Source organism: Haloferax sp. Atlit-10N (assembly GCF_003586325.1).
Taxonomy (GTDB): domain Archaea; phylum Halobacteriota; class Halobacteria; order Halobacteriales; family Haloferacaceae; genus Haloferax; species Haloferax prahovense.
Genome location: NZ_PSYX01000003.1, coordinates 351156 through 369573, shown reverse-complemented (window position 1 = coordinate 369573; position 18418 = coordinate 351156). Strand labels below are relative to the sequence as shown.

The following is an 18418-nucleotide window of genomic DNA, read 5'->3' as shown; positions in this document are numbered from 1 at the left end:
AGAAACTGTCAAACGGTTTCCCGACGTACGCTCTGTGATGGACGACGTCTCGCTCATCGAACGCGGGTTCGAAGAGTTCCCCGCGACGATTGCCCTCCTCGACAGACACGGGGATATCGTCTACACGAACCGGGCGTGGCGGACGTTCGCCGACGCGAACGACTACGTCGGTGACCCCGATTCGACGAGCGTCAACTACCTCGACGTGTGCGACGCGGCCCGCGAGGTCGACGAAATCGCCGGCGTCGTCGCCGACGGCATCCGCGCGGTGCTCCGCGGCGACCGCGACCTCTTCACCGCCGAGTACCCGTGTCACTCACCGACGGTCTACCGGTGGTTCGCGCTCCGGGTCGTCCAGGTGGACACACCGCGACACGGGAACTTCGCGCTCGTCGTCCACCTCGACATCACCGACAGGCGGCTCGCGGAACTGCAGGTCAACGAGAAGAACGAACACCTCGCTGCGCTCGTCGGCGCGCTCGCGTCGGAGCTCAGAACCAACCTCACGACGGCCATCGAGGCGGCCGAGCGACTCGCGTCGCTCGACGGCGACGCCGCCGTCGCGCTCTCCGAGAGCCTCTCTCGGATCGAGTCGCTCGTCGAGTGGGGTATCGACGCCGCCGAGCAACCGAGCACGCTCGACCTCGCGCCGGTGGGATTTCGCGAGCACGTCGCACAGGCGTGGGCCGTCGCGTCGCTCGACGGCGCGAACGACGCCAGCTACCGGGTCGTCGGCGACGGGACGCTCTTGGCCGACACCCATCTCCTCGGGCTCTTTTTGGTCGCGCTCTTTACGAACTGCTTCGAGCGGAACGCGCCGTCCGGGCCATCCTCAGACGTCGTCGTGGGGACGACCGCTGACGGCTTCTACGTCGACGACGACGGCCCCCACCCGTCGTCCGAAGAGCGCGCGGCGACGGCCGCGAGCCCGAACCAGTTGCTCGGCGTCGATTACGACTCGCTTCACCTCTCGACGGCCCGGCGAATCGCGGACCTCCACGGGTGGCAACTCGACGTGGCCGACTCGGAACTCGGCGGCGCGCGCTTCGAAGTCCGCGGCGTCGTGTGGAAGTAGGCCGCGCTCGGCCGGGAGCGAACGAGACGCGCCGGTCAGGAGAGGTCCGCTTCCATCACGAACGTCGGTTCCTCCGCGAGGTCGCTCCGGGCGAGCGACGCGTCGGAAATCCACTCGATTCGCTCGGGGAACAGGACGCGCGTCCGGTCCGCGCCGACCGAGGCGGCGTCGCGTCGAACCGCGTCCAACAGCGACTCGCAGGCCGGCGCGTCGTCCCACGCGGCGACCGCGTACTCGGCCCACGTCACCTCGCCCTCGTCGTCGCGTTCGCGGGTGTAGGTTCGGTTCCGGTAGGTGAAGCCTGTCGTGCAGTCGTCGCCGACGACGAACAGTCGGTCGTCGGCCGCGGCGTCGTGGAGGCGCGCGCGGGTGAGTTCGGAGAGCGCCCACGACTCGACGGGGTCGAGCGCGAGCCCCGACAGCGCGGTTCGCGCCTCGCACCCGGTCCAGTAGGCCCACGCGGCGTCGGCGTCGTCGCCGACCGCCGTCTCCGGCTCGGCGGTCGCGTCCGGTTCGGGCGTCGCCCAGCGGAACTCGACGCCGGGGTCGAACCCGACCGTGCGGGCGTTGGCGAGGCTCGGGACGTTCCACGAGTGAATCATGTTGCGGACGCGGCGCGCCCCCCGCTCGCGCGCCCAGTCGAGAAGCGCGTGCGACAGCCGGGTCGCGAGCCCCTGCTCGCGGTAGTCGGGCGCGACGCGCATCCCCTGCGCCCAGCCCTCGTACTCCGAGAGCATGACGACCTGCGCGATGGCGGCCACATCGTCGGAGGGCGTCTCCTCGCACATGTCCACGAGGAGCGTCGCCTGGTCCAACTCGCCGGGGGAAATCCAGTCGTGGTAGATGTCGGGGATGTAGTCCGACCCGCCGCGGTCGGCCCACGTGTCGCGGGTGAACGCGGCGACCGCGTCGTAGTCCTCGGGTCGCGCGGGTCGAATCTCCATCAGTTCACTCCCACGGGACGGAGCGCTGGGTCAGCTCGCCTTCGAGGTTCCGGCCCATCGCGCCGGCTGGGTCGGAGAGGTTGGCGAGCGACCACATGAGCTTCACCTTCGCCGTGCCGGGGAGCGTGTCGCCCGCTTCGACGACGCCGGCGTCGAGCAGGTCGCGGCCGGTGTCGTAGACGCGGTCGCAGACGCGGCCGTCGAGACACTGCGAGGTCATGGCGACCGTGGTTCCGTCTTCCACGAGTTCCTCGAACCGCGGGATGAGGTCGGTGTGGACGTGGCCGAGGCCCGTCCCCTCGATGACGACGCCGGCCTTCCCGTCGAGGTAGTCGAGCGCCGCGGGGTCCATCCCCGGCGTGAACTTCACGAGTTCCACCTCGGACTCGATGTCGGCGTGGAGCGCGAGGTCGGCCTCGCCGCGGGGGGCGTAGTCGCGGCGGAACGTGACCTCCTCGGCCTCGTAGTCGACCTCGCCGAGCGGCTTCGCGCCGACGGTCTCGAACGCGTCGCGCCGGGAGGTGTGGTTCTTGCGGACGCGCGTCCCCTCGTGGAGCGCGCAGACGTCGTCGGACTCCGAGGCGTGCATGCAGACCATGACCTCGGCGGCGTCGGCCTTGGCGGCCTCGACGGCGCAGACGGCGTTCATCACGTTGTCCGACGAGGGGCGGTCGGCCGAGCGCTGACTGCCCGTGAAGACGATGGGGACGGGCGTGTCGAGCATGAACGACATCGCCGACGCGGAGAACTGCATCGTGTCGGTGCCGTGCATGACGACGACGCCGTCGGCCCCGGCCTCGATTTCCTCGGCGATGGCCTCGGCGAGGTCGACCCACACGTCTGTCGTCATGTTCTCCGAGAGGATGTTGGCGACGACGCGGCCGCGGTAGTTCGCCCGGCCCGCGAGGTCGGGGACGGCCCGGAGCACGTCCTCGGCGTCGAACTGCGCGGTCACCGCGCCCGTTCGATAGTCGACCGTCGAGGCGATTGTCCCGCCGGTCGAGATGAGCGAGACGGTCGGGAGGTCGTCGTCGAACTCGATCTCTGAGGTGCCGTCGCCCTCGGACTGTGCGTCTTCGATGTCGTACACGTCGGTTTCGAGCACGTCCACGTCGGCTCCCTCGCGGGCGATGCCGACGTTGTACCCGCCGTCGAGCTTGACGACGAGGTGGTCCTCGGTGGAAGACGGCATGAGTACGCCTTCGTTCGTGACGTCCGCGCGGGTGACGCGGACGCGGTCCCCTGCGTTCATATCGCGGGATACCGTGGGGGCAGACTTCAAACCCACCTTTTTACCGTTCGGGGTCGCCGGAGGCGACCCGCTCACGGCAAAAACCTGGAGGGAAAAACGCCGAGTAGCTCGCTTCGCTCGCGACTCGGTACGACGACTGGGAGAGAACCGGCCGAGTGCAACGAGGGAGACGGCCGCACCACCGACATAACGGACACAAGACATTTTACCGGACCGTCCGTCAGCCAGCGTATGCTCCCCACGATACCCCTCCAGTCGGGCGGCGCAGGCGCGCTCGTCGTCGGCCTGCTGTTTTTCCTCCTGTTCCTCGGGATGGTGGTGTGGACGTACAGTGACGCGAAGCGAAACAGCAGTCACCCGGCGTTCCTCTGGGCGGTCGTCGTCTTCCTCGCGCCGCTTTTGGGACTCGTCCTGTACTTCATCCTCGGCCGCAACGCGTAGGACCGAGCCGGGCGGCGCACCGTCACGCGACGCCGAACAGTCACCGCGGCTGACCAACCGGCACAAGAGCCATCAGGCTCGCCCGCGACCCTGTACACATGCAACGGTCGGACCAACGGGAGTCTGAGCAGTCCGTCGACGACCTGCTCTCCGGCGTGAACCGCGAGAGCGACGATTCGATGCGGGCGGAGCGCTCCGCCTCGTCCGGCGGCGGTCGCCTCGGCGGGCTGTTCTCCCCGCGCGTGTTCCTCGCGGCGCTCCTGCTCTCCATCGGCGGACTGCTCGTCGGCGGCGCGATTCCCATCGTCGGTTTCGTCGGGCGGTTCGTCGGCATCGCCGCCGCCGGCTTCGTCCTCGGCCTCGTCGGGTCGAAGCGACGCTACACGGAGGTCGTCCTCGCCGGCGCAATCGCCGCGGGCCTCGCGTTCGTCCTCTCGACGCTGTTCGCCGTGTTCGCGCCCTTCGCGGTCCAACTGCTCGCGGACTACGGCGTCGCCATCGCGGGCGTCGGCGCGGCGAGCGGCGGGCTCGCGGGGCTGGTCGGTCACTACTTCGGCCGCGACCTTCGGGCGGGCCTGACAGAGGAGTTGTAGGCGTCAGTCGATTCGCCAGCGGTCGCCGTTGTGGGCGACCAGACCGCCGTCGGCGAGGTGGTGCAGCGCGCTGTCGACGACCGCGGGGTCCGCGTTGAGGTCCTTCGCGATGCCGCGGACGGTGTTCGACCCGTTGGCGAGCGCGGCGAGAATCTCCGCGTAGAACCGGCTGTCGGCGTCGACGCCGAGGCGGTCGTTGAGGCGGTCGAGCACGTCGGTGATGCGGCCCTGTACCCACCGCTGGGCCAAGGAGAGTTCGTTGTCGAGTTCCTCCAGTTTTCCGAGTTCGCGCGCTAGTTCCGAGACGTCGTCACTCCCGGCGTTCTCGACTTCGAGCGTCACGTGCGGACAGCGTCCGGCCATGTCGAGGCTCGGACTCGGCGGGTAGGCGCTCTTCGCGCCGAACCCGTACGGCGAGACGTTCACCTCCAGTCGGAGATTTCGTGAGATATGGAAGTACTTGCGCCGCTGGTCGTCGGTGCGCGACTCGATGAGTCCCGCGTCCTCCAGCTTTCGGAGGTGGTCGATGACGGCCTTGGGGCTGACGCCGAGGTACTCGCTTATCTCGGTGACGTAGCACGGTTTGTGCGAGAGCAACCGCAGGATGCGCCGGCGGTTTTCGTTCCCGAGTAGGTCAAGCAGTACCGCGGAGTCCATTACGAGGTCATAGACTGCGGGCGGGGAAAAGCCTGACTCATGTGATACTCCGCGCCGTCATGCGATTAGCGATTGTGACTCACGGGGCGCTGTCGGGGCGGTCCCGGGGCGCTCACGGGGCCGTCTCCGGCGTCTCTGAGAGACGGTCGAACGCCCGGGAGGCGAGGAACACCGCGAGGAACGAGAGGGCGACGGTGATACCCGCGAGGAGCGCCCCCGCCTCGTACTTCAGCGGCGGGTAGTAGCCGAGACCGTAGTCGAACACGTCGTTGACGAGCGCAAGGGTGAGGGCGAACCCGAGTGCGCCCTTGGTGGTCGCGCCGTAGCGCGGGACAACGAGGGCGAGCGCGAGAAAGCCCGCGTGGGTGAGCATGATGCCCCAGTAGTCCCACAGCGCAGCCCCGGAGAAGCCGACGTAGAGGTCGGGCCGGAGGTTGAGCGCGACGACCGTCCAGACGCCGTACTTGACGAGCCAGACGAACGCGAGCGTGTGGAGGTACGCGAGCGGTCGGTTGACCGGCGCGTCGGCGACGCGGCGGCCGAGGTTCGGAAGCAGCGTCGCGGCCGACAGCGTCATCAGCGCGAGGGCGGTCGGCGAGTCGCCGAAAAGCGGGTAGAGGAACGTCGGCAGGTCCGACAGCGCGGGGTCGGAGTGGACGTAGAAGCTCACCCCGACGAGGAACGCGGCGGCGTTGAGGACGAGGAAGACGACGAGGCTCGGGCCGTTCCCGAGGTAGTACTCCGTCCAGTCGTCGACCGCCGCGTCGAGGTCGAAGTCGCGTAGACCCATCGCCGAGTCGGACGACGCCCCGAAAGAAAAGGCCGTCGGGGCGGGAGCAGCGGGGGCGGTTGGGGCGGCGCGAACCCCCGTCGGGGCGCGAACGCCGCCCTCTCATCTCCGTACGCGACACGTTGTCATTCCATGTCGGGAGCAAAGGACAGTTAGCCCGGCGCGCCGAACGGCGACGCATGGACGCAGCACTCATCATCCTCGACGGGTGGGGACTCGGCGACCACGACCGCCGCGACGCTATCAAGGCGGCGGACACGCCGAACTTCGACCGCTACCGCGACGCGGGCGCGTTCGGGACGCTCATCGTCGACGGCCGGCGCGTCGGCCTTCCGGACGGCCAGATGGGCAACAGCGAAGTCGGCCACCTCAACATCGGGGCCGGCCGGGTCGTCAAGCAGGCGTACACCCGCATCGGCGACAGCATCGACGACGGCTCGTTCTTCGAGAACGAGGCCATCACGGCCGCCTACGACCACGCCGACGAACACGACGGGCGCGTCCATCTCATGGGCCTCGTCTCAGACGGCGGCGTCCACTCCGACCAACAACACCTCCACGCGCTCATCGAACTCGCCGCCGACCGCGGCGTCGACGCCGTCACCCACGCCTTTACCGACGGTCGCGACACCAGTCCCACCGGCGGCGAGGCGTACCTCTCGGACCTCGAAGCCGTCGCCGAGGAGCAGGGAACCGGTGGCGTCGCCACCGTCTCCGGGCGCTACTACGCGATGGACCGCGACCAGAACTGGGAGCGCACCAAGCGCGCCTACGACGCCATCGTCGAGCGCGAGGCGGAGTGGACCGCCGACACCGCCGTCGACGCCGTCACCGAGTCGTACGACCGCGGCGACACCGACGAGTTCGTCGAGCCGACCGTCGTCGACGACGCGCCCGCCCTCGAAGACGGCGATTCGGTCATCTTCTTCAACTTCCGCGCGGACCGCGCGCGACAGCTCGTGCGGATGCTCTGCGACATCGAGCCCGTCTGGGAGTTCGAGACGACGCCGCCGGAGCTTCTCATGACGACGATGACGCAGTACGACAAGACGTTCGACGTCTCGGTCGCCTACCCGCCGGAACAGCCCGAAGACACGCTCGGCGAGGTGCTCGCCGAGGCGGACATGACGCAACTGCGCATGGCCGAGTCCGAGAAGTACCCTCACGTCACCTACTTCCTCAACGGCGGCCGCGAGGTCGAGTTCGACGGCGAGATTCGGAACATCGTCGAGAGCCCCGACGTGCCGACCTACGACCTCCAGCCCGAGATGTCCGCAGCGGAGCTCACCGATACGGCCATCGGCATCATCGAGTCCGACGACCCGAACGTGATGGTTCTCAACTACGCCAACCCCGACATGGTCGGCCACACCGGCGACTACGAGGCCGCCATCGAGGCGGTCGAGGCGGTCGACGAACAGCTCGGGCGGCTCGTCGAGAGCGTCCGCGCTCACGGCGGCCACGTCTGTATCACCGCCGACCACGGCAACGCCGACGACATGGGCACCGAGGACGACCCGCACACGGCCCACACGTTCAACCCCGTCCCGTTCGTCTACCTCGCGGCCGACCGCGACGACGAGGCGGCCGCGGAGAACGACGCCGGGGACGAGGCCGTCGAGGGCGACGCCGCCGACCTCGACCCCGACCACCCGCTTTCGGGCGGCCGGACCGTCCGCGAGGGCGGTTCGCTGTGCGACATCGCGCCGACCATCCTCGAACTCGTCGGCGTCGACCAGCCGGCCGCGATGACCGGCGAGTCGCTGTTAGAATAGGACCGCCGCTCGCGCGCGCTACGTACCTCTACGCTCTCTATTTTCGAGTTCACCTACGCGCCGGACTCGCCCCGGTAGCGACGGTACGCGGTCGGGACGAGCATCGAGACGCCCGCGACCGCCGCGAGCACGACGAACTCCGGGCGGACGGCCGCGGCCAGCGACTCGGTCGTAAGCGTCTCGACCGACGCGCCGGCGATGACGCCTGCGACAGCCCACGGGAGTTCGCCGACGGCGGTTCCGAGCGCGAACGCGCCGAGTCGGACGTTGGCGACGCCCGCCGCGACCGACACCACGTCGGAGGGGACCGGAAGCAGGCGGCTCGCGGCCACGCCCTTGACCGACCCCGTCTGCTCGACGGTCCGCTCGCCGACATCGGCCAGTCTGGTCGTTCCGCGGTAGCGCCGCGCGAAAAGGAACGGCGGGACGCTCGTGAGGACGATGAGCGCCAGCGCGAACGGCGCGCCGACCGGGCCGAGGCCGTAGCCCACGACGAGCGCGAGGAGCGTCGTCGGCCACGCGAGAAGCGGGCGGACGAGCGCGAGCGCGCTCACGACGGCGACGAGTCGGACGGGGTCGGCTGCGACCCACGCCGCGCGCGCGATGACGGCGTCTGGAGACGCGAACAGGAGACCGGCGACGACGGCCGCGAGCGCGAGGCCGGCGGCGAGACGCGGACGGGGCACGGAAGCTCTGGAGTCGGTCGTCGCGCCGCGACCAAACGCTTTGTGCTTCGGAGGGCTTTAGCCCGACCCGGTTCGATTGGCTCCCGAACCGTGACCGAGCCCACACGCGACGAGCGCGTCGAACTCGCGCTCGACCTCCTCGCGCACCTCGAAGCCGACGAACTCTCCCTCGCCGAGGTCGTCGACCGCATCGAGACGGTCACCACGGACCCGACGCTCACGCGCGACATCCTCGACACGGCGGAGCTTCGGGGCATCATCGAGCGCGACGGCGGCCGCGTCCGTCACAACCGCGGCGGCACGTTCGTCAGATTCGAGAGTCAGGTCGTCCAGCGCGAGGGCGACTTCGACTGCCGCCGCTGCGGCGCGTCCATCTCCACCGGCCACTTCGTGACGTTCGAGTCCGGCGAACTCGGGCCCTTCGGCTCGTCGTGTATCAGGAAAGTGCTCGGGCGGGAATAGGTGTCCGGGCGGTCGTCGGGGGCGAACTGCCGCGGTTACCGCCCGCGGCGGAGTTCTTCGATGAGCTGTTCGACCAGCTCCTGCTGGTGGCGAATCTGCTCGCTTTGGGCCTCGACGACCTCGCGGAGCGACTCGATTTCGTCGGCGAGTTCGGCGTAGTCGGCATCGACAGCGCCGGAGTCCGCCGACTCGGACTCGGCGGCCGACTCGAAGCCGGAGCCCTCGAACCCGAGGTCCGCGGCGTCGGCGACGTTGCCCGACGCCGACTCGGTCGACGCCGACTCGGCGGCCTGCTTCGCCTCCGCCACCGCGCCGGTCGCGGACGGGGCTTCGACGGACTGCGTGCGGGCGGTCTGTTGGCTCGGCTCGGCGGGCGCGTCACCCTCGGCGCGGGTGCCGTTCGCCGGTTCGTCGGACAGTTCACCGGGGTTCGCGCTCAGCGGGTCGGGGCCCGCGCCGAAGTCGGTGTTGTCGCGGTCGGCGGCGGCGTCGGCTGACTCGTCGTTCGCCCGCGCTTTCTCCATCTGGACGCGGAACTCCTCGAGACTGCCGACGCCGTGGTAGTCGCACAGCGCACGCGCGAGTTTCTCGCGGACGAGCCGCGCCTCCTCGTTGGGAATCTTGAACCGCTCTTGGCGGCCGTCGACGGTGAGCACGACCGTCGTGGCGACGCTCCCCGACTCGAATTCGAGGTCAGTCACGTCGGCGTAGCGGTACGATTCGTAGTCTTCGTCCCAGACCGCGCTGCCGATGTGCCGGACGACGCGGGCGTCGGTGACGACGAACGTGAGTTCGCTGAAACGGAACGTCTGGACGACACGCTCGCCTTCCTCGTCGGTCACGCCGGCTGCCGCGAGAACGCCCTCGACGATAGGCTGGAGCGCGTCGTCGAGCCGCTTCGAGGACATCGAGAACGTCTCGCTCCCGTCGAGACCGTAGTCGAGCGATAGCTTCGCTTTTCGTCGCCCTTCCTTGACGGACAGTCGCTCCGCGGCGTGCGAGAATTCGTCGACGGACTCGTCCGAGAGGAGGCCTTCGGCCCGATAGACGAGCGTCCGCGTCGGAGTCACAAACAGTTCGTCCTCGCCCCCGAGGTGGACGCGCGTCACCACGTCTTCCTCTCCGAGGACGGACTGGACGATCTCCGGTTGGCTCATGCGTGTGTGCACCCGGTGTTGGGACATAAATCCGCGGGTGATGACGCGAATCGAGTGGCGTGGTGACTCGCCTCGCGGTCGTCGGAGATGAGAAGCTTAAATACAACCAGCACACAACGGGAAGTTGAGCCCGGGTGGCTTAGCTGGACATAGCGCCGCACTCATAGGGTTTCACAATCGGTGCGGAACGCCTTGGAAGCCTCCGCCCCTCGCGAAGTCATGCCGGCTTCGCACCTGGGACATGCGGAGATCGTGGGTTCGGAGCCCACCCCGGGCATTCTTCGATTCGTCACGCACGCAGAGCCGTCCGTGAGTCGTCACGGCCGCGCCCGTTTTCCGCGAAATCACGTCGCTGTGAGCGACGCGTCGCGTCTGAAAAAACGTCGAAAACGTCGTCTGCGACGCTAGTCGAGCGGGTCGTCGAGTTCGCCCATGACGGCTTCGAGCGCGTCGGTCGCCGTGAGGAGGCCGACGACTTCGCCGTCCCGAAGGACGAGCGCGAGTTCCTGGTCTTCCGCTTGGAACTGGTCGAACGCGTCGCTGACGTTCGTGTCGGCGGCGAGCGTCATCGTCGGTGCGGCGATTTCGTCGAACGAGCGCTCGCCGGCGCGGAGCGCCTCGAAGTTGTCGATGATGGAGGGCGCGTAGACGACGCCGCGGAAGTCGGTGAACGACTCGCCGACGAGCGGGAACCGGGTGTGGGGCGTGTTCCGAATCCGGTCGAAGTTCTCGCCGGGCGTCGCCGTCGCCGAGAGCGAGACGATGTCGTCGCTCGGAATCATGATTTCGCTGATGGAGAGTTCGTCCACGTCCAGCGCGCTGAGGACCTCGTCGCGGCGTTCTTCGGGGAGTTCGCCCTCCTCGAGCAGGGAGTGGAGGCGCTCGCGGAGCTGACCCCGGGACTCGATTACCTCGGCTTCGGTCTCGAGCCACGCGCCCGACATCTCGATGCCGAAGAGCTTGAGCGTCCACTTGGCGACCCAGTCGCCGAACTTGATGACGGGCGAGATGGCGACGTAGAACCAGTGCAGCGGCGCCGCCCCGTAGCGACAGACCATTCGGGAGCGCTCGACGCCGAGGTACGTCGGCGTCTGCTCGCCGTGGGTGAGGTGGAGGAGGTTGATGATCAGGTAGGCGAGGAGCGCGCCGGCACCGATGGTCGCGAGCGTCGTGCCGGCGAACAGCGGCTCGAGTAGCGGTTCGAACAGCGACGCCAGCGCGGGCTCGGCGACGATACCCACGGCGATGCTCGACGCCGTGATTCCGACTTGGCAGGTCGTGAGATACAGTTCGAGCTCCTGGGTCATCTCCCAGGCCCGTTCGAGTCGGGAGTCGCCGTCGACGAACTCGGACTCGGTGAACTGGCGGGCGCGCGTCAGCGCGAACTCGATGGCCACGAAGAAACCGTTCGTGAGGATGAGCAACGCCCCCGCGACGAGGCGTATACCGATCTCTGTTGGGTTCATCTGTGTCGGTGTCCCCTTCGTTCGCGTTCGACCCGTTAGAAAGCATCGGCCGTCCGGAAGTATATGTAGTATATTGTCGGGAGTCGCGTATTATCTAGTTTAAACTAAGCTTCTGACAACGATGCCGGGAGGGTTAATGTCGCGGGCGACAGACGACCAGACGAATGACGAGTCGAGAACTCGACGCGCTGGACAGGAAGATACTGTACACGTTGCAGTCGGAGGCGCGCCGCACGTCGTCGACCGACATCGCCGACAAACTCGACGCCTCGGCGAGCACCGTCCGAAACCGTATCCAGCGACTCGAAGCCGACGGAGTGGTCCGCGGCTACCACGCCGACGTGGACTACGAGCGCGCGGGGTACCAACTGTACACGCTCATCGTCTGTACGGCCCCGATTCCGGAGCGCGAGGAGTTGGCCGAGGCCGCCGCCGCGGTCCCCGGCGTCGTCGAGGTACAGGAGGTGATGACCGGCGAGCGAAACGTCATGGTCCGAGCTATCGGCGTCGACGGCGACGACCTCAGTCGAATCGGCGAGGAGTTAGACGAACTGGGGCTTCGCGTCTCCGACGAGGATCTGATTCGGAACACTCACCGCCGGCCGTACGCGAAGTTCGGCGACGGGGGCGACGAGTGAACCGGCCGAGAGCCGACGCGCGAAGCGCCGTCACTCGGGACCGGCACCGGTGACATTTCGGTAGGTAACACGAGCACAGGGGGCGTGAAACGCCGTCTTAGTGCCGAATCCGAGCCCGTCGATGTCCGATGGCCCGGCTCTCGAACCACCGGTACAGCTTTGACGAGTGATAACGAACTGGTAATCGCCGTTGTCAGAGACCCTCCCGTTCGCGTCGGTCTCTCGCCGACCGGATGCCCCCCACCACCACCATCACCACCAGAGCGGTTCAACGCGCTCCGACAACGGGTAGACGCGGCTGCAACAGCATCGCGCGGTCGGGCCTCCCTGCACTCGCCGCGTGGTACGCTACGTGGTTTCACCGGACGACCGCCCCCGGTCGTTCGCTTCCGACGGCGTCCACGCCTCGGTTTTTGTTCTCCGACGACGCTCGTGACCCGTGAGCGACGGCGTTTCAGCGGTCGAGAAGTCAGGTCGCGGCCGACTCAGTCGAGTCGTTCGACCTGAACCAGCGCGACGGGGTCGTCCCAGCCGTAGACGGCGGGGTCGAGGTCGCCGTCGCCGACGATACCCGCGTGCGGCGCGATAACACCGTTCTCGGCGAGGTCGGGGTCGCTCATGCCGGTTCCGTCGGTCCCGGAGTCGATGCCGTAGAGGGCCTGTGCAGGGGGGACCATGTCGCCGTACGCCTCGGTGTTGACCTCGGTTCCGGCGTCGTAGCTGGCCGCGAAGTACGACCGCGACTCGTTGACCCGCTCCGGGAGCGGGACGGTGTCGAGGCCGGCGAACCCGTCGTTCGTGCCGATGAGCATGCTGACGAACGAGAGGTACGCGCCGCTGGCGTCGGTCTCCAGTTCGAGCGTCGCGGCCGCGGGAAACATCTCGCTCGCCGGGAGTTCGTCGGGGACGAGCGGCGCGTCGCCGACCGCGACGCCGCGAACGTCGTCGCTCGCTTCGGCCAGCTCACCGAGCGGGCCGAGGTTCCCGTTCTCGGCGAGTTCTCTGATGGCGTCGCTCGCCGGGTCGCCGACGGCGAACAGTTCCACGCCGGCGCGGTGGGCGACCACCGCCGGCGGGGTAAACGGCTGTCCGGTCGTCAGGTTCGCCACGGTCACGCGGTAGGTTCGCGCGGACTGGCTGTTTCCGTTTCCGGTCGATTGGCCCGGCAGGCTCGCACTACCCAAACAGCCGGCGAGGGCGGCCAGCACGCCCGCGCCGGTCAGTCCGAGTACGGTTCGTCGCGTCGTCGGAGTCGTCGTGTCCGTCATTGGTCTCACGTGTGGTCGGTGCCACGACAACGAAGACGCGAGACCGGCTAAAGGCGTTTTTTCGAGATTCGGGGTGACTCCGTGACGAATCGGGGTCGACTCTGTACCAAATTCGGACCGGGGCGAGGGCCGAAGGTCGATACCGCCGGGTCGCTCACCGGACCGTCACGTAGGTCAGGAACGTCAGCGCGACGAGTTGGAGGCCGCGGAGGACCAACACGGCCTGCTGGACGTGGGGGTCCCCGGAGTAGAGGCTCTGCATGGTGAAAAAGAAGTAGAGCGCGACGGCGTTCTCGACGAGCATGACGACGGCGAACGCGAGCAGACCGAGGACGAGCGAGGTGCGGAACGTCCGGTAGTTGCGAATCCACACGGCGGTCAGCGCCGCGAGGAAGACGATGTTCGCGCCCGAGAGGGCGCTGGCCGCCATGATTTGGGTGTCCATTGCCATGGTCATTCGAGGTGTGTCGTGATTTCTTCGAAGGTGTCGCGGTACCGTTCGAACTGGTCGGTGAGGAAGTACAGCCGTCCGTACTTGTCGCCGCCGGCCTCGACGACCCCGTGGGATTCGAGGGCGTCGAGGTGGTGTCTGACGGTCTTGTAGCCCACGTCGAGTTCGTCGGCGAGGCGGTTCGCGTTCTGCGGGCGCTCCGAGAGGGCGCGGATGATGCGGACGCGGTTCTCGCCGCCGCGGGTCGCCGTGAGCAGATACCAAAGCGCCTTCTCCATCGACTGTTCGTTTGGTTGATTGGTCGAGCGCGGTATTATTCTCGCGGGTGCCGTTCGACGCGACGAGTTCGACTCGGCGACGACCGCACATGAGCGTTGTTCCAGTTCCGTACCAAATTCGGGTGGAGTCTCCGGGCGCGCCGAGTCGGTCGGTGCCGCCGCCCCGACAGCGCTCGCCGGTGTCCGAGACGGAACCGACTCGGCCTCACCAGCGGACCGACTCGAACCGGCAGGACCCCCCGACGGCAGTAAGGGATATGTCGGTCGCGTCCTACGAAAACTCGTATGGACGACGACACCGGACGGAACGCGTGTGCCATCGAGTCTCCGAAGGGACGGCCCTGTCCCTTCTGCGGCACATCGATGGACCACCGCCACTGCAAGTACGTCTGCCCGGAACACGGGGTCGTCTACGACTGCAGCGACACGTTCTGGTAACGAAACCTGACAGGAGACGCCCGCGCTGGTACCACTGCGAAGTCGGCGGGTTCGCGGGTTGATTTCACGACAGCACGAAGCGTTATGTCGGCGGAGACCTAACGAATGACTGTCCTCCCCGGTCAGCTCAGTTGGTCCCGAGACGGATGCGGCCACGTACACGAAACGATGCTCAACGAATCACAGGTCGAGGCGGGAAAAGACATCCAACAGCGGACGGGAAAGACGTTTTACTTCGCGACGCGCCTCCTCCCGGAGCGCGTCAGACACGCCACGTACGTGCTGTACGCGTTCTTTCGGGTCGCCGACGAGGTCGTCGACGCCGAGGAGACCGCGCCGCCGGCACAACAGCGCGAGCGTCTCGAACACCTCCGCGCCGAGGCGCTCGGCGAGGTCGAGACCGACGACCCCGTCCTGTCGGCGTTCGCCGAACTCAGAGAGCGCTACGGTATCGACCCCGACGACGTGAACGTCTTCATCGACGCGATGGAGTCGGACATCGAAAAAGACCGCTACGAGACCTACGACGAACTTGAGACGTACATGGACGGGTCGGCCTCCGCGGTCGGTCGGATGATGACCGACGTCATGCGTCCCGACGACCCCGAGGCGGCGCTCCCGCACGCGACGGCGCTGGGACAGGCGTTCCAGATGTCGAACTTCCTGCGCGACGTGGGCGAAGACGTGGTCGAGCGCGACCGGGTGTACCTCCCGCGGACGACGCTCGACCGCCACGGCGTCGACGCCGAACAGATACTCGACCTCGAGTTCGACGAGCGCGTCGCCGACGTGATGCGCGACGAACTCCGTCGAACGGAGTCGCTGTACCGCGACGGCGTCGCCGGCATCGAGTACCTCCCGGCGGACTGCCAGTTCCCGGTGCTCCTCTCGGCGGTGCTGTACGCCGACCACCACCGGTCGATTCGGAACCTCGGCTACGACACGCTCACGGCGACGCCCGAACTGAGCTTCGGGCGGAAGCTCACGCTCCTCGCGAAGACCGCGGCGTACTGGGCCGTCTGGCGCGACCCCGTGGCCGTGTTCAAGGCCGTCAGCGTCGTCCCCTACCCGGACGACGACGACCTCGACGCTGATTTCGGCCCCGGTTCGACGCGGATCGGCCGCAGCCGACGGAGCGGGCGCGTCTCCGGCTGGCTCCGGTCGCTGAACCGCTGGGGCTCGGACTGAGCGACGCGCGATTTTTCCGCGACTGAAAGATTTACTGGGTGGCCGAGAGAGCCCCCGGCATGCATCGCGTCACCCTCGACACCCGGTTAGACGACTGTCCGCTGGGACGGGTGACCGCCGCGCACGACGTGACGCTGACCACGCCGTACTGGAATCTCTCGCCCGAAACCGGCCAGTGCGACCTCTGGGTCGAAGCCTCGTCGCCGGGGCGGTCGCAGTTAGAGGCCGGCATCCGCGCGCTCAGAGACGCCGACGGCGTGCGCCACTTCGAACTGAAGTGGAAGCGCGGGTCGCACGCGACGGCCCACGTCGTGCTCGAAGAGACCGTCGCCATCGAGACGGTCATGGCCAACGGCGGCGCTGTCATCGCTCCGTTCCGCGACAGGGACGGCTGGGAACGGTGGCACCTCGGGTTCGCCGAGCCGGATGCCGCGGCGGCCACTCTCGACTCGCTCGACCGCCGCTACGAACTCACCGTCGTCGAGCAGACGCCGCTCACAGACTCGGGTGCGGCCGCCGTCTTCCGGAACTTCCACGAGGCCGCGACGCTCCTCGACGGCTGTGAGCGACTCACCGAGACGGAGGCGCGGGTGCTCCGAACCGCGGTCGAACACGGCTACTACGAGACGCCGCGGGGCGAGTCGCTCGCCTCTCTCGGCGACCGCTGTGGCGTCTCCGACGTCGCCATCTCGAAGACGCTCCGCCGCGCGGAGCGAAAGCTCCTCGGGGCCGCCGTCTCCGCGCTCGCCGGTCTCGACGCCGACCGCGACCCGCCGGCTGCGCGGCCCGGCGACGGGGGTTAGCATCCTAACCCTCCGGTTCTCCCGGCTCGCGGGCGTAGGTCCCGGTGATGAGCGCACACGCCGACGCATCGCTCTCGACCGCCGACGAGCCGAGATCGATTCTCGACACGTCACCGCGAACCGCTGACTCGACCGCGCCCGCGACGCCGGCTTCACACACCGTCCCTCGTCATGGTCGGTAGCCAACTCCTCGCCGGTCGATACCGGAACGCCGTCCTGTTCGTGTTCTTGGCGGCGGTCTGGGGTGGCACCTACCCCGCGGTGACGGTCGGGCTGGGGTCGTTCCCGCCGATTCTGTACGCCGCGCTCCGGCTCGACATCGGGGCGGTCCTCCTGTTGCTGTACGCGGGGCGACGCACCGATTACTGGCGACCCCGCACACGAGGCGACTGGGCGGCCGTCTCGGTCGCCGGTCTCCTGACGCTCGGGGGCTACGGGGTCCTCCAGAACGTCGGCCAGCAGACCGTCCCGAGCGCGGTCGCCTCGGTGCTCGCGGGGCTGATTCCGATACTGACCGTCGGGTTCGCGAAGCTGTTTCTGCCCGACGAGCGATTCGGCCCGGTCGAACTGCTCGGCGTCGTCGTCGGCTTCCTCGGCTTAGTCGTCATCACCGACCCGAACCCGTCGAACCTCCTCGCGGGGAACGCCGCGGGGCAGGCGATACTGGTGCTCGCCGCGGCGTCCTTCGCGCTCGGCGGCGTGCTCGCCCAGCGAATCGAGACCGAGATGCCGTTCGCCACCCAGACCGCGTGGGCGATGGTCGTCGGAGCCGCCGCGACCCATCTCGCGAGCGCGGCGAGTCCGACGGAGTCGCTGGCGGGGGTCGACGCGTCGCCGGCGGGCGTCGTCGGTCTCGTCTATCTCGGCGTCTTCGTGAGCGCGGTCGGCTACCTGCTGTACTTCTCGCTTCTCCCCCGACTCGGTTCCGTCGAGCTCAACCTCGTCACCTACGCCATCGCCGGCTTCGGGACGGTGTACAGTTGGCTTCTGTTCACGGAGCCCGTGACCGCGACCACGCTCGTCGGCTTCGGGTTCGTCCTCCTCGGCTTCGGCCTGCTCAAGTGGAAACGGCTCGGAGCCGCCTATCGGGGCCGGCGTCGCGGCGTCGAATCCGACTGAGAGACAGCGCTGGGGCCGCGACAGACGGGCGCGAGCGCGAGGGAATCCCGCCGTTCAGGAGCGCCACGGCAACCGCCGCGGAAGCCGCAGAAGCCGCGAGTCGAACCGGTCCGTCTTGAGCAGTCCGACGCCGAACAGCGCCGCGACCGCGACGGGAATCCAGTTGCCGAACCACGCGTTGATGCCGCCCCAGAGGATGACGAAGCTCACCAGGTCGTCGAGCATGAACTCCGTGCGGTCGAGTCGCGCGAGAAGCGCCTCGCGGTCGAACGACCAATCGAGCGCGACGACGGCGACGGTCGCGCTGACGACCCAACCGGCGTAGTTCGAAAGCGGGACGCCGTAGAACAGCACCGCGTCGTCGGCGAGGCGGTAGTACTCCCAGAAGCCGAGCGCGACCGCGCCGGGGTCCAGCACCACGTCCATGGCGAGGACGGCCGCGATGACGACGCCGAGGCGGACGGCCCCGTTGCGGGCGCGGTCGCCCAGCAAGAGCAGACACAGCAGGTAGGCGTTCATGACGAGCGGGATGAAAAACACCGGCAAGCCGATAGGAACCCCGGCGACCGTCGGCCCGAGGTCGACGCCGTAGTGGAACCAGCCGTACGGCCAGCCCGTGGTGACGCCGGTGTACTCGATGGCGTAGGCGTACGCGGTGAGCGCGCCGACGCCGAGAGCGGCACGTCTGGTCACGAGCGGGAGGACGCCCACGATGAGCGGCGAGCGCATCACGAACGTCCCGAGGAGGATGAGAAACGCGTTGAACGCCAGCGGGTCGGGGAGCCAGCCCATCGCGCTGGCGACGAGGAGCACCGCGCCGTTCAGCGGGAAGAACACCGAGATGGTAAAGCGGTTGTCGCGCACGAGTCGGTCGAGCGCCGCCTCCGCTTCACCGCGGGTAGACGGCAGCCGCGCTCGCAGGTCGCTCGCGCTCACG

At 68.2% G+C, this 18418-nt stretch carries 22 protein-coding genes and 1 tRNA gene; 11 read left to right on the top strand and 12 right to left on the bottom strand.

All coding sequences use genetic code 11. The features are described from left to right. The first annotated feature begins 37 nt into the window (after positions 1 to 37). On the top strand, positions 38 to 1075 hold the full coding sequence (locus tag C5B91_RS12685; RefSeq protein WP_115819402.1) for a PAS domain-containing protein: 1038 nt from the start codon (positions 38 to 40) through the stop codon (positions 1073 to 1075). Positions 1076 to 1110: 35 nt separating this feature from the next. Here C5B91_RS12685 and C5B91_RS12680 read toward each other — a convergent pair whose 3' ends face one another. Together C5B91_RS12680 and gatD are read right to left on the bottom strand one after the other, a co-directional pair. Continuing rightward, positions 1111 to 2019 (bottom strand): GNAT family N-acetyltransferase, encoded by a 909-nt coding sequence (locus C5B91_RS12680; protein ID WP_115819401.1) that lies wholly within the window; start codon positions 2017 to 2019, stop codon positions 1111 to 1113. Between the two features lie 4 nt (positions 2020 to 2023). Then, positions 2024 to 3271, bottom strand: a complete 1248-nt coding sequence (gene gatD / locus C5B91_RS12675; protein WP_008095394.1) for a Glu-tRNA(Gln) amidotransferase subunit GatD — start codon at positions 3269 to 3271, stop codon at positions 2024 to 2026. A gap of 231 nt (positions 3272 to 3502) precedes the next feature. Here gatD and C5B91_RS12670 point away from each other — a divergent pair, with 231 nt between their 5' ends. Together C5B91_RS12670 and C5B91_RS12665 are read left to right on the top strand one after the other, a co-directional pair. After that, positions 3503 to 3712 carry a PLDc N-terminal domain-containing protein gene (locus C5B91_RS12670; RefSeq protein WP_008095393.1) on the top strand — a complete coding sequence of 70 codons (210 nt, stop codon included), beginning with the start codon at positions 3503 to 3505 and terminating at the stop codon, positions 3710 to 3712. Between the two features lie 98 nt (positions 3713 to 3810). Beyond that, positions 3811 to 4305, top strand: a complete 495-nt coding sequence (locus C5B91_RS12665) for a hypothetical protein (RefSeq protein ID WP_115805072.1) — start codon at positions 3811 to 3813, stop codon at positions 4303 to 4305. A gap of 3 nt (positions 4306 to 4308) precedes the next feature. Here C5B91_RS12665 and C5B91_RS12660 read toward each other — a convergent pair whose 3' ends face one another. Continuing rightward, positions 4309 to 4962: a metalloregulator ArsR/SmtB family transcription factor gene (locus tag C5B91_RS12660; RefSeq protein ID WP_008095389.1), complete on the bottom strand. Its 654-nt coding sequence runs from the start codon at positions 4960 to 4962 to the stop codon at positions 4309 to 4311. A gap of 112 nt (positions 4963 to 5074) precedes the next feature. Continuing rightward, complete coding sequence (locus C5B91_RS12655) at positions 5075 to 5752, bottom strand: DUF1405 domain-containing protein (protein ID WP_008095387.1); 678 nt, start codon at positions 5750 to 5752, stop codon at positions 5075 to 5077. A 179-nt stretch (positions 5753 to 5931) separates the two neighbouring features. Between C5B91_RS12655 and gpmI the strand changes: the two genes are divergently transcribed. Beyond that, entirely contained in the window at positions 5932 to 7527 is a 1596-nt protein-coding gene (gene gpmI / locus C5B91_RS12650) for a 2,3-bisphosphoglycerate-independent phosphoglycerate mutase (RefSeq protein WP_049967741.1), read from the top strand. Between the two features lie 53 nt (positions 7528 to 7580). On the opposite strand, the gene C5B91_RS12645 is transcribed toward gpmI, so the two are convergent. Next, positions 7581 to 8213, bottom strand: a complete 633-nt coding sequence (locus C5B91_RS12645) for a TVP38/TMEM64 family protein (protein WP_049967742.1) — start codon at positions 8211 to 8213, stop codon at positions 7581 to 7583. A gap of 90 nt (positions 8214 to 8303) precedes the next feature. Here C5B91_RS12645 and C5B91_RS12640 point away from each other — a divergent pair, with 90 nt between their 5' ends. Further along, a complete protein-coding gene (locus tag C5B91_RS12640) occupies positions 8304 to 8675 on the top strand; it encodes a DUF5830 family protein (RefSeq protein WP_008095381.1) in 372 nt (123 codons plus the stop codon). 35 nt (positions 8676 to 8710) lie between these two features. Here the strand turns inward: C5B91_RS12640 and C5B91_RS12635 are convergent, their stop codons facing one another. Beyond that, complete coding sequence (locus C5B91_RS12635) at positions 8711 to 9832, bottom strand: hypothetical protein (RefSeq protein ID WP_008095380.1); 1122 nt, start codon at positions 9830 to 9832, stop codon at positions 8711 to 8713. A gap of 128 nt (positions 9833 to 9960) precedes the next feature. Here C5B91_RS12635 and C5B91_RS22115 point away from each other — a divergent pair. Beyond that, positions 9961 to 10109 (top strand) — tRNA-Met (locus tag C5B91_RS22115). Positions 10110 to 10236: 127 nt separating this feature from the next. On the opposite strand, the gene C5B91_RS12630 is transcribed toward C5B91_RS22115, so the two are convergent. Next, positions 10237 to 11298, bottom strand: a complete 1062-nt coding sequence (locus C5B91_RS12630) for a CNNM domain-containing protein (protein WP_049967743.1) — start codon at positions 11296 to 11298, stop codon at positions 10237 to 10239. A 164-nt stretch (positions 11299 to 11462) separates the two neighbouring features. Here C5B91_RS12630 and C5B91_RS12625 point away from each other — a divergent pair, with 164 nt between their 5' ends. Beyond that, on the top strand, positions 11463 to 11936 hold the full coding sequence (locus C5B91_RS12625) for an Lrp/AsnC family transcriptional regulator (RefSeq protein WP_004975004.1): 474 nt from the start codon (positions 11463 to 11465) through the stop codon (positions 11934 to 11936). Between the two features lie 485 nt (positions 11937 to 12421). On the opposite strand, the gene C5B91_RS12620 is transcribed toward C5B91_RS12625, so the two are convergent. From C5B91_RS12620 to C5B91_RS12610, 3 genes are all read right to left on the bottom strand, one after another. Continuing rightward, positions 12422 to 13204 carry a spondin domain-containing protein gene (locus C5B91_RS12620; protein ID WP_049967744.1) on the bottom strand — a complete coding sequence of 261 codons (783 nt, stop codon included), beginning with the start codon at positions 13202 to 13204 and terminating at the stop codon, positions 12422 to 12424. Between the two features lie 154 nt (positions 13205 to 13358). After that, positions 13359 to 13655, bottom strand: a complete 297-nt coding sequence (locus tag C5B91_RS12615) for a hypothetical protein (RefSeq protein WP_049913585.1) — start codon at positions 13653 to 13655, stop codon at positions 13359 to 13361. A gap of 2 nt (positions 13656 to 13657) precedes the next feature. Further along, positions 13658 to 13933, bottom strand: coding sequence for a winged helix-turn-helix domain-containing protein (locus C5B91_RS12610; RefSeq protein ID WP_004975000.1), 276 nt, complete (start codon positions 13931 to 13933; stop codon positions 13658 to 13660). Positions 13934 to 14218: 285 nt separating this feature from the next. On the opposite strand from C5B91_RS12610, the gene C5B91_RS22450 reads away from it, so the two are divergent. The 3 genes from C5B91_RS22450 (at position 14219) to C5B91_RS12600 (ending at position 16362) form a co-directional block, all read left to right on the top strand. After that, complete coding sequence (locus tag C5B91_RS22450; RefSeq protein ID WP_004974999.1) at positions 14219 to 14371, top strand: HVO_2523 family zinc finger protein; 153 nt, start codon at positions 14219 to 14221, stop codon at positions 14369 to 14371. A 168-nt stretch (positions 14372 to 14539) separates the two neighbouring features. Continuing rightward, a complete protein-coding gene (locus tag C5B91_RS12605; RefSeq protein WP_008095376.1) occupies positions 14540 to 15559 on the top strand; it encodes a phytoene/squalene synthase family protein in 1020 nt (339 codons plus the stop codon). 59 nt (positions 15560 to 15618) lie between these two features. Continuing rightward, entirely contained in the window at positions 15619 to 16362 is a 744-nt protein-coding gene (locus C5B91_RS12600; protein WP_049967746.1) for a helix-turn-helix domain-containing protein, read from the top strand. A gap of 4 nt (positions 16363 to 16366) precedes the next feature. Here the strand turns inward: C5B91_RS12600 and C5B91_RS22110 are convergent, their stop codons facing one another. Continuing rightward, positions 16367 to 16522, bottom strand: a complete 156-nt coding sequence (locus C5B91_RS22110; protein WP_158544174.1) for a hypothetical protein — start codon at positions 16520 to 16522, stop codon at positions 16367 to 16369. A gap of 11 nt (positions 16523 to 16533) precedes the next feature. On the opposite strand from C5B91_RS22110, the gene C5B91_RS12595 reads away from it, so the two are divergent. Then, complete coding sequence (locus tag C5B91_RS12595; RefSeq protein WP_008095373.1) at positions 16534 to 17481, top strand: DMT family transporter; 948 nt, start codon at positions 16534 to 16536, stop codon at positions 17479 to 17481. 54 nt (positions 17482 to 17535) lie between these two features. Here C5B91_RS12595 and cruF read toward each other — a convergent pair whose 3' ends face one another. Next, positions 17536 to 18417 (bottom strand): bisanhydrobacterioruberin hydratase, encoded by an 882-nt coding sequence (gene cruF / locus C5B91_RS12590; protein ID WP_008095371.1) that lies wholly within the window; start codon positions 18415 to 18417, stop codon positions 17536 to 17538. Position 18418: the final 1 nt, after the last annotated feature.

What these genes read in the sequence shown, in the direction of transcription:
- C5B91_RS12685 (WP_115819402.1), top strand. Translation starts at nt 38, where the DNA reads ATGGACGACGTCTCGCTCATCGAACGCGGGTTCGAAGAGTTCCCCGCG.
- C5B91_RS12680 (WP_115819401.1), bottom strand. Translation starts at nt 2,019, where the DNA reads ATGGAGATTCGACCCGCGCGACCCGAGGACTACGACGCGGTCGCCGCG.
- gatD (WP_008095394.1), bottom strand. Translation starts at nt 3,271, where the DNA reads ATGAACGCAGGGGACCGCGTCCGCGTCACCCGCGCGGACGTCACGAAC.
- C5B91_RS12670 (WP_008095393.1), top strand. Translation starts at nt 3,503, where the DNA reads ATGCTCCCCACGATACCCCTCCAGTCGGGCGGCGCAGGCGCGCTCGTC.
- C5B91_RS12665 (WP_115805072.1), top strand. Translation starts at nt 3,811, where the DNA reads ATGCAACGGTCGGACCAACGGGAGTCTGAGCAGTCCGTCGACGACCTG.
- C5B91_RS12660 (WP_008095389.1), bottom strand. Translation starts at nt 4,962, where the DNA reads ATGGACTCCGCGGTACTGCTTGACCTACTCGGGAACGAAAACCGCCGG.
- C5B91_RS12655 (WP_008095387.1), bottom strand. Translation starts at nt 5,752, where the DNA reads ATGGGTCTACGCGACTTCGACCTCGACGCGGCGGTCGACGACTGGACG.
- gpmI (WP_049967741.1), top strand. Translation starts at nt 5,932, where the DNA reads ATGGACGCAGCACTCATCATCCTCGACGGGTGGGGACTCGGCGACCAC.
- C5B91_RS12635 (WP_008095380.1), bottom strand. Translation starts at nt 9,832, where the DNA reads ATGAGCCAACCGGAGATCGTCCAGTCCGTCCTCGGAGAGGAAGACGTG.
- C5B91_RS12630 (WP_049967743.1), bottom strand. Translation starts at nt 11,298, where the DNA reads ATGAACCCAACAGAGATCGGTATACGCCTCGTCGCGGGGGCGTTGCTC.
- C5B91_RS12625 (WP_004975004.1), top strand. Translation starts at nt 11,463, where the DNA reads ATGACGAGTCGAGAACTCGACGCGCTGGACAGGAAGATACTGTACACG.
- C5B91_RS12620 (WP_049967744.1), bottom strand. Translation starts at nt 13,204, where the DNA reads ATGACGGACACGACGACTCCGACGACGCGACGAACCGTACTCGGACTG.
- C5B91_RS12615 (WP_049913585.1), bottom strand. Translation starts at nt 13,655, where the DNA reads ATGGCAATGGACACCCAAATCATGGCGGCCAGCGCCCTCTCGGGCGCG.
- C5B91_RS12610 (WP_004975000.1), bottom strand. Translation starts at nt 13,933, where the DNA reads ATGGAGAAGGCGCTTTGGTATCTGCTCACGGCGACCCGCGGCGGCGAG.
- C5B91_RS22450 (WP_004974999.1), top strand. Translation starts at nt 14,219, where the DNA reads ATGGACGACGACACCGGACGGAACGCGTGTGCCATCGAGTCTCCGAAG.
- C5B91_RS12605 (WP_008095376.1), top strand. Translation starts at nt 14,540, where the DNA reads ATGCTCAACGAATCACAGGTCGAGGCGGGAAAAGACATCCAACAGCGG.
- C5B91_RS12600 (WP_049967746.1), top strand. Translation starts at nt 15,619, where the DNA reads ATGCATCGCGTCACCCTCGACACCCGGTTAGACGACTGTCCGCTGGGA.
- C5B91_RS12595 (WP_008095373.1), top strand. Translation starts at nt 16,534, where the DNA reads ATGGTCGGTAGCCAACTCCTCGCCGGTCGATACCGGAACGCCGTCCTG.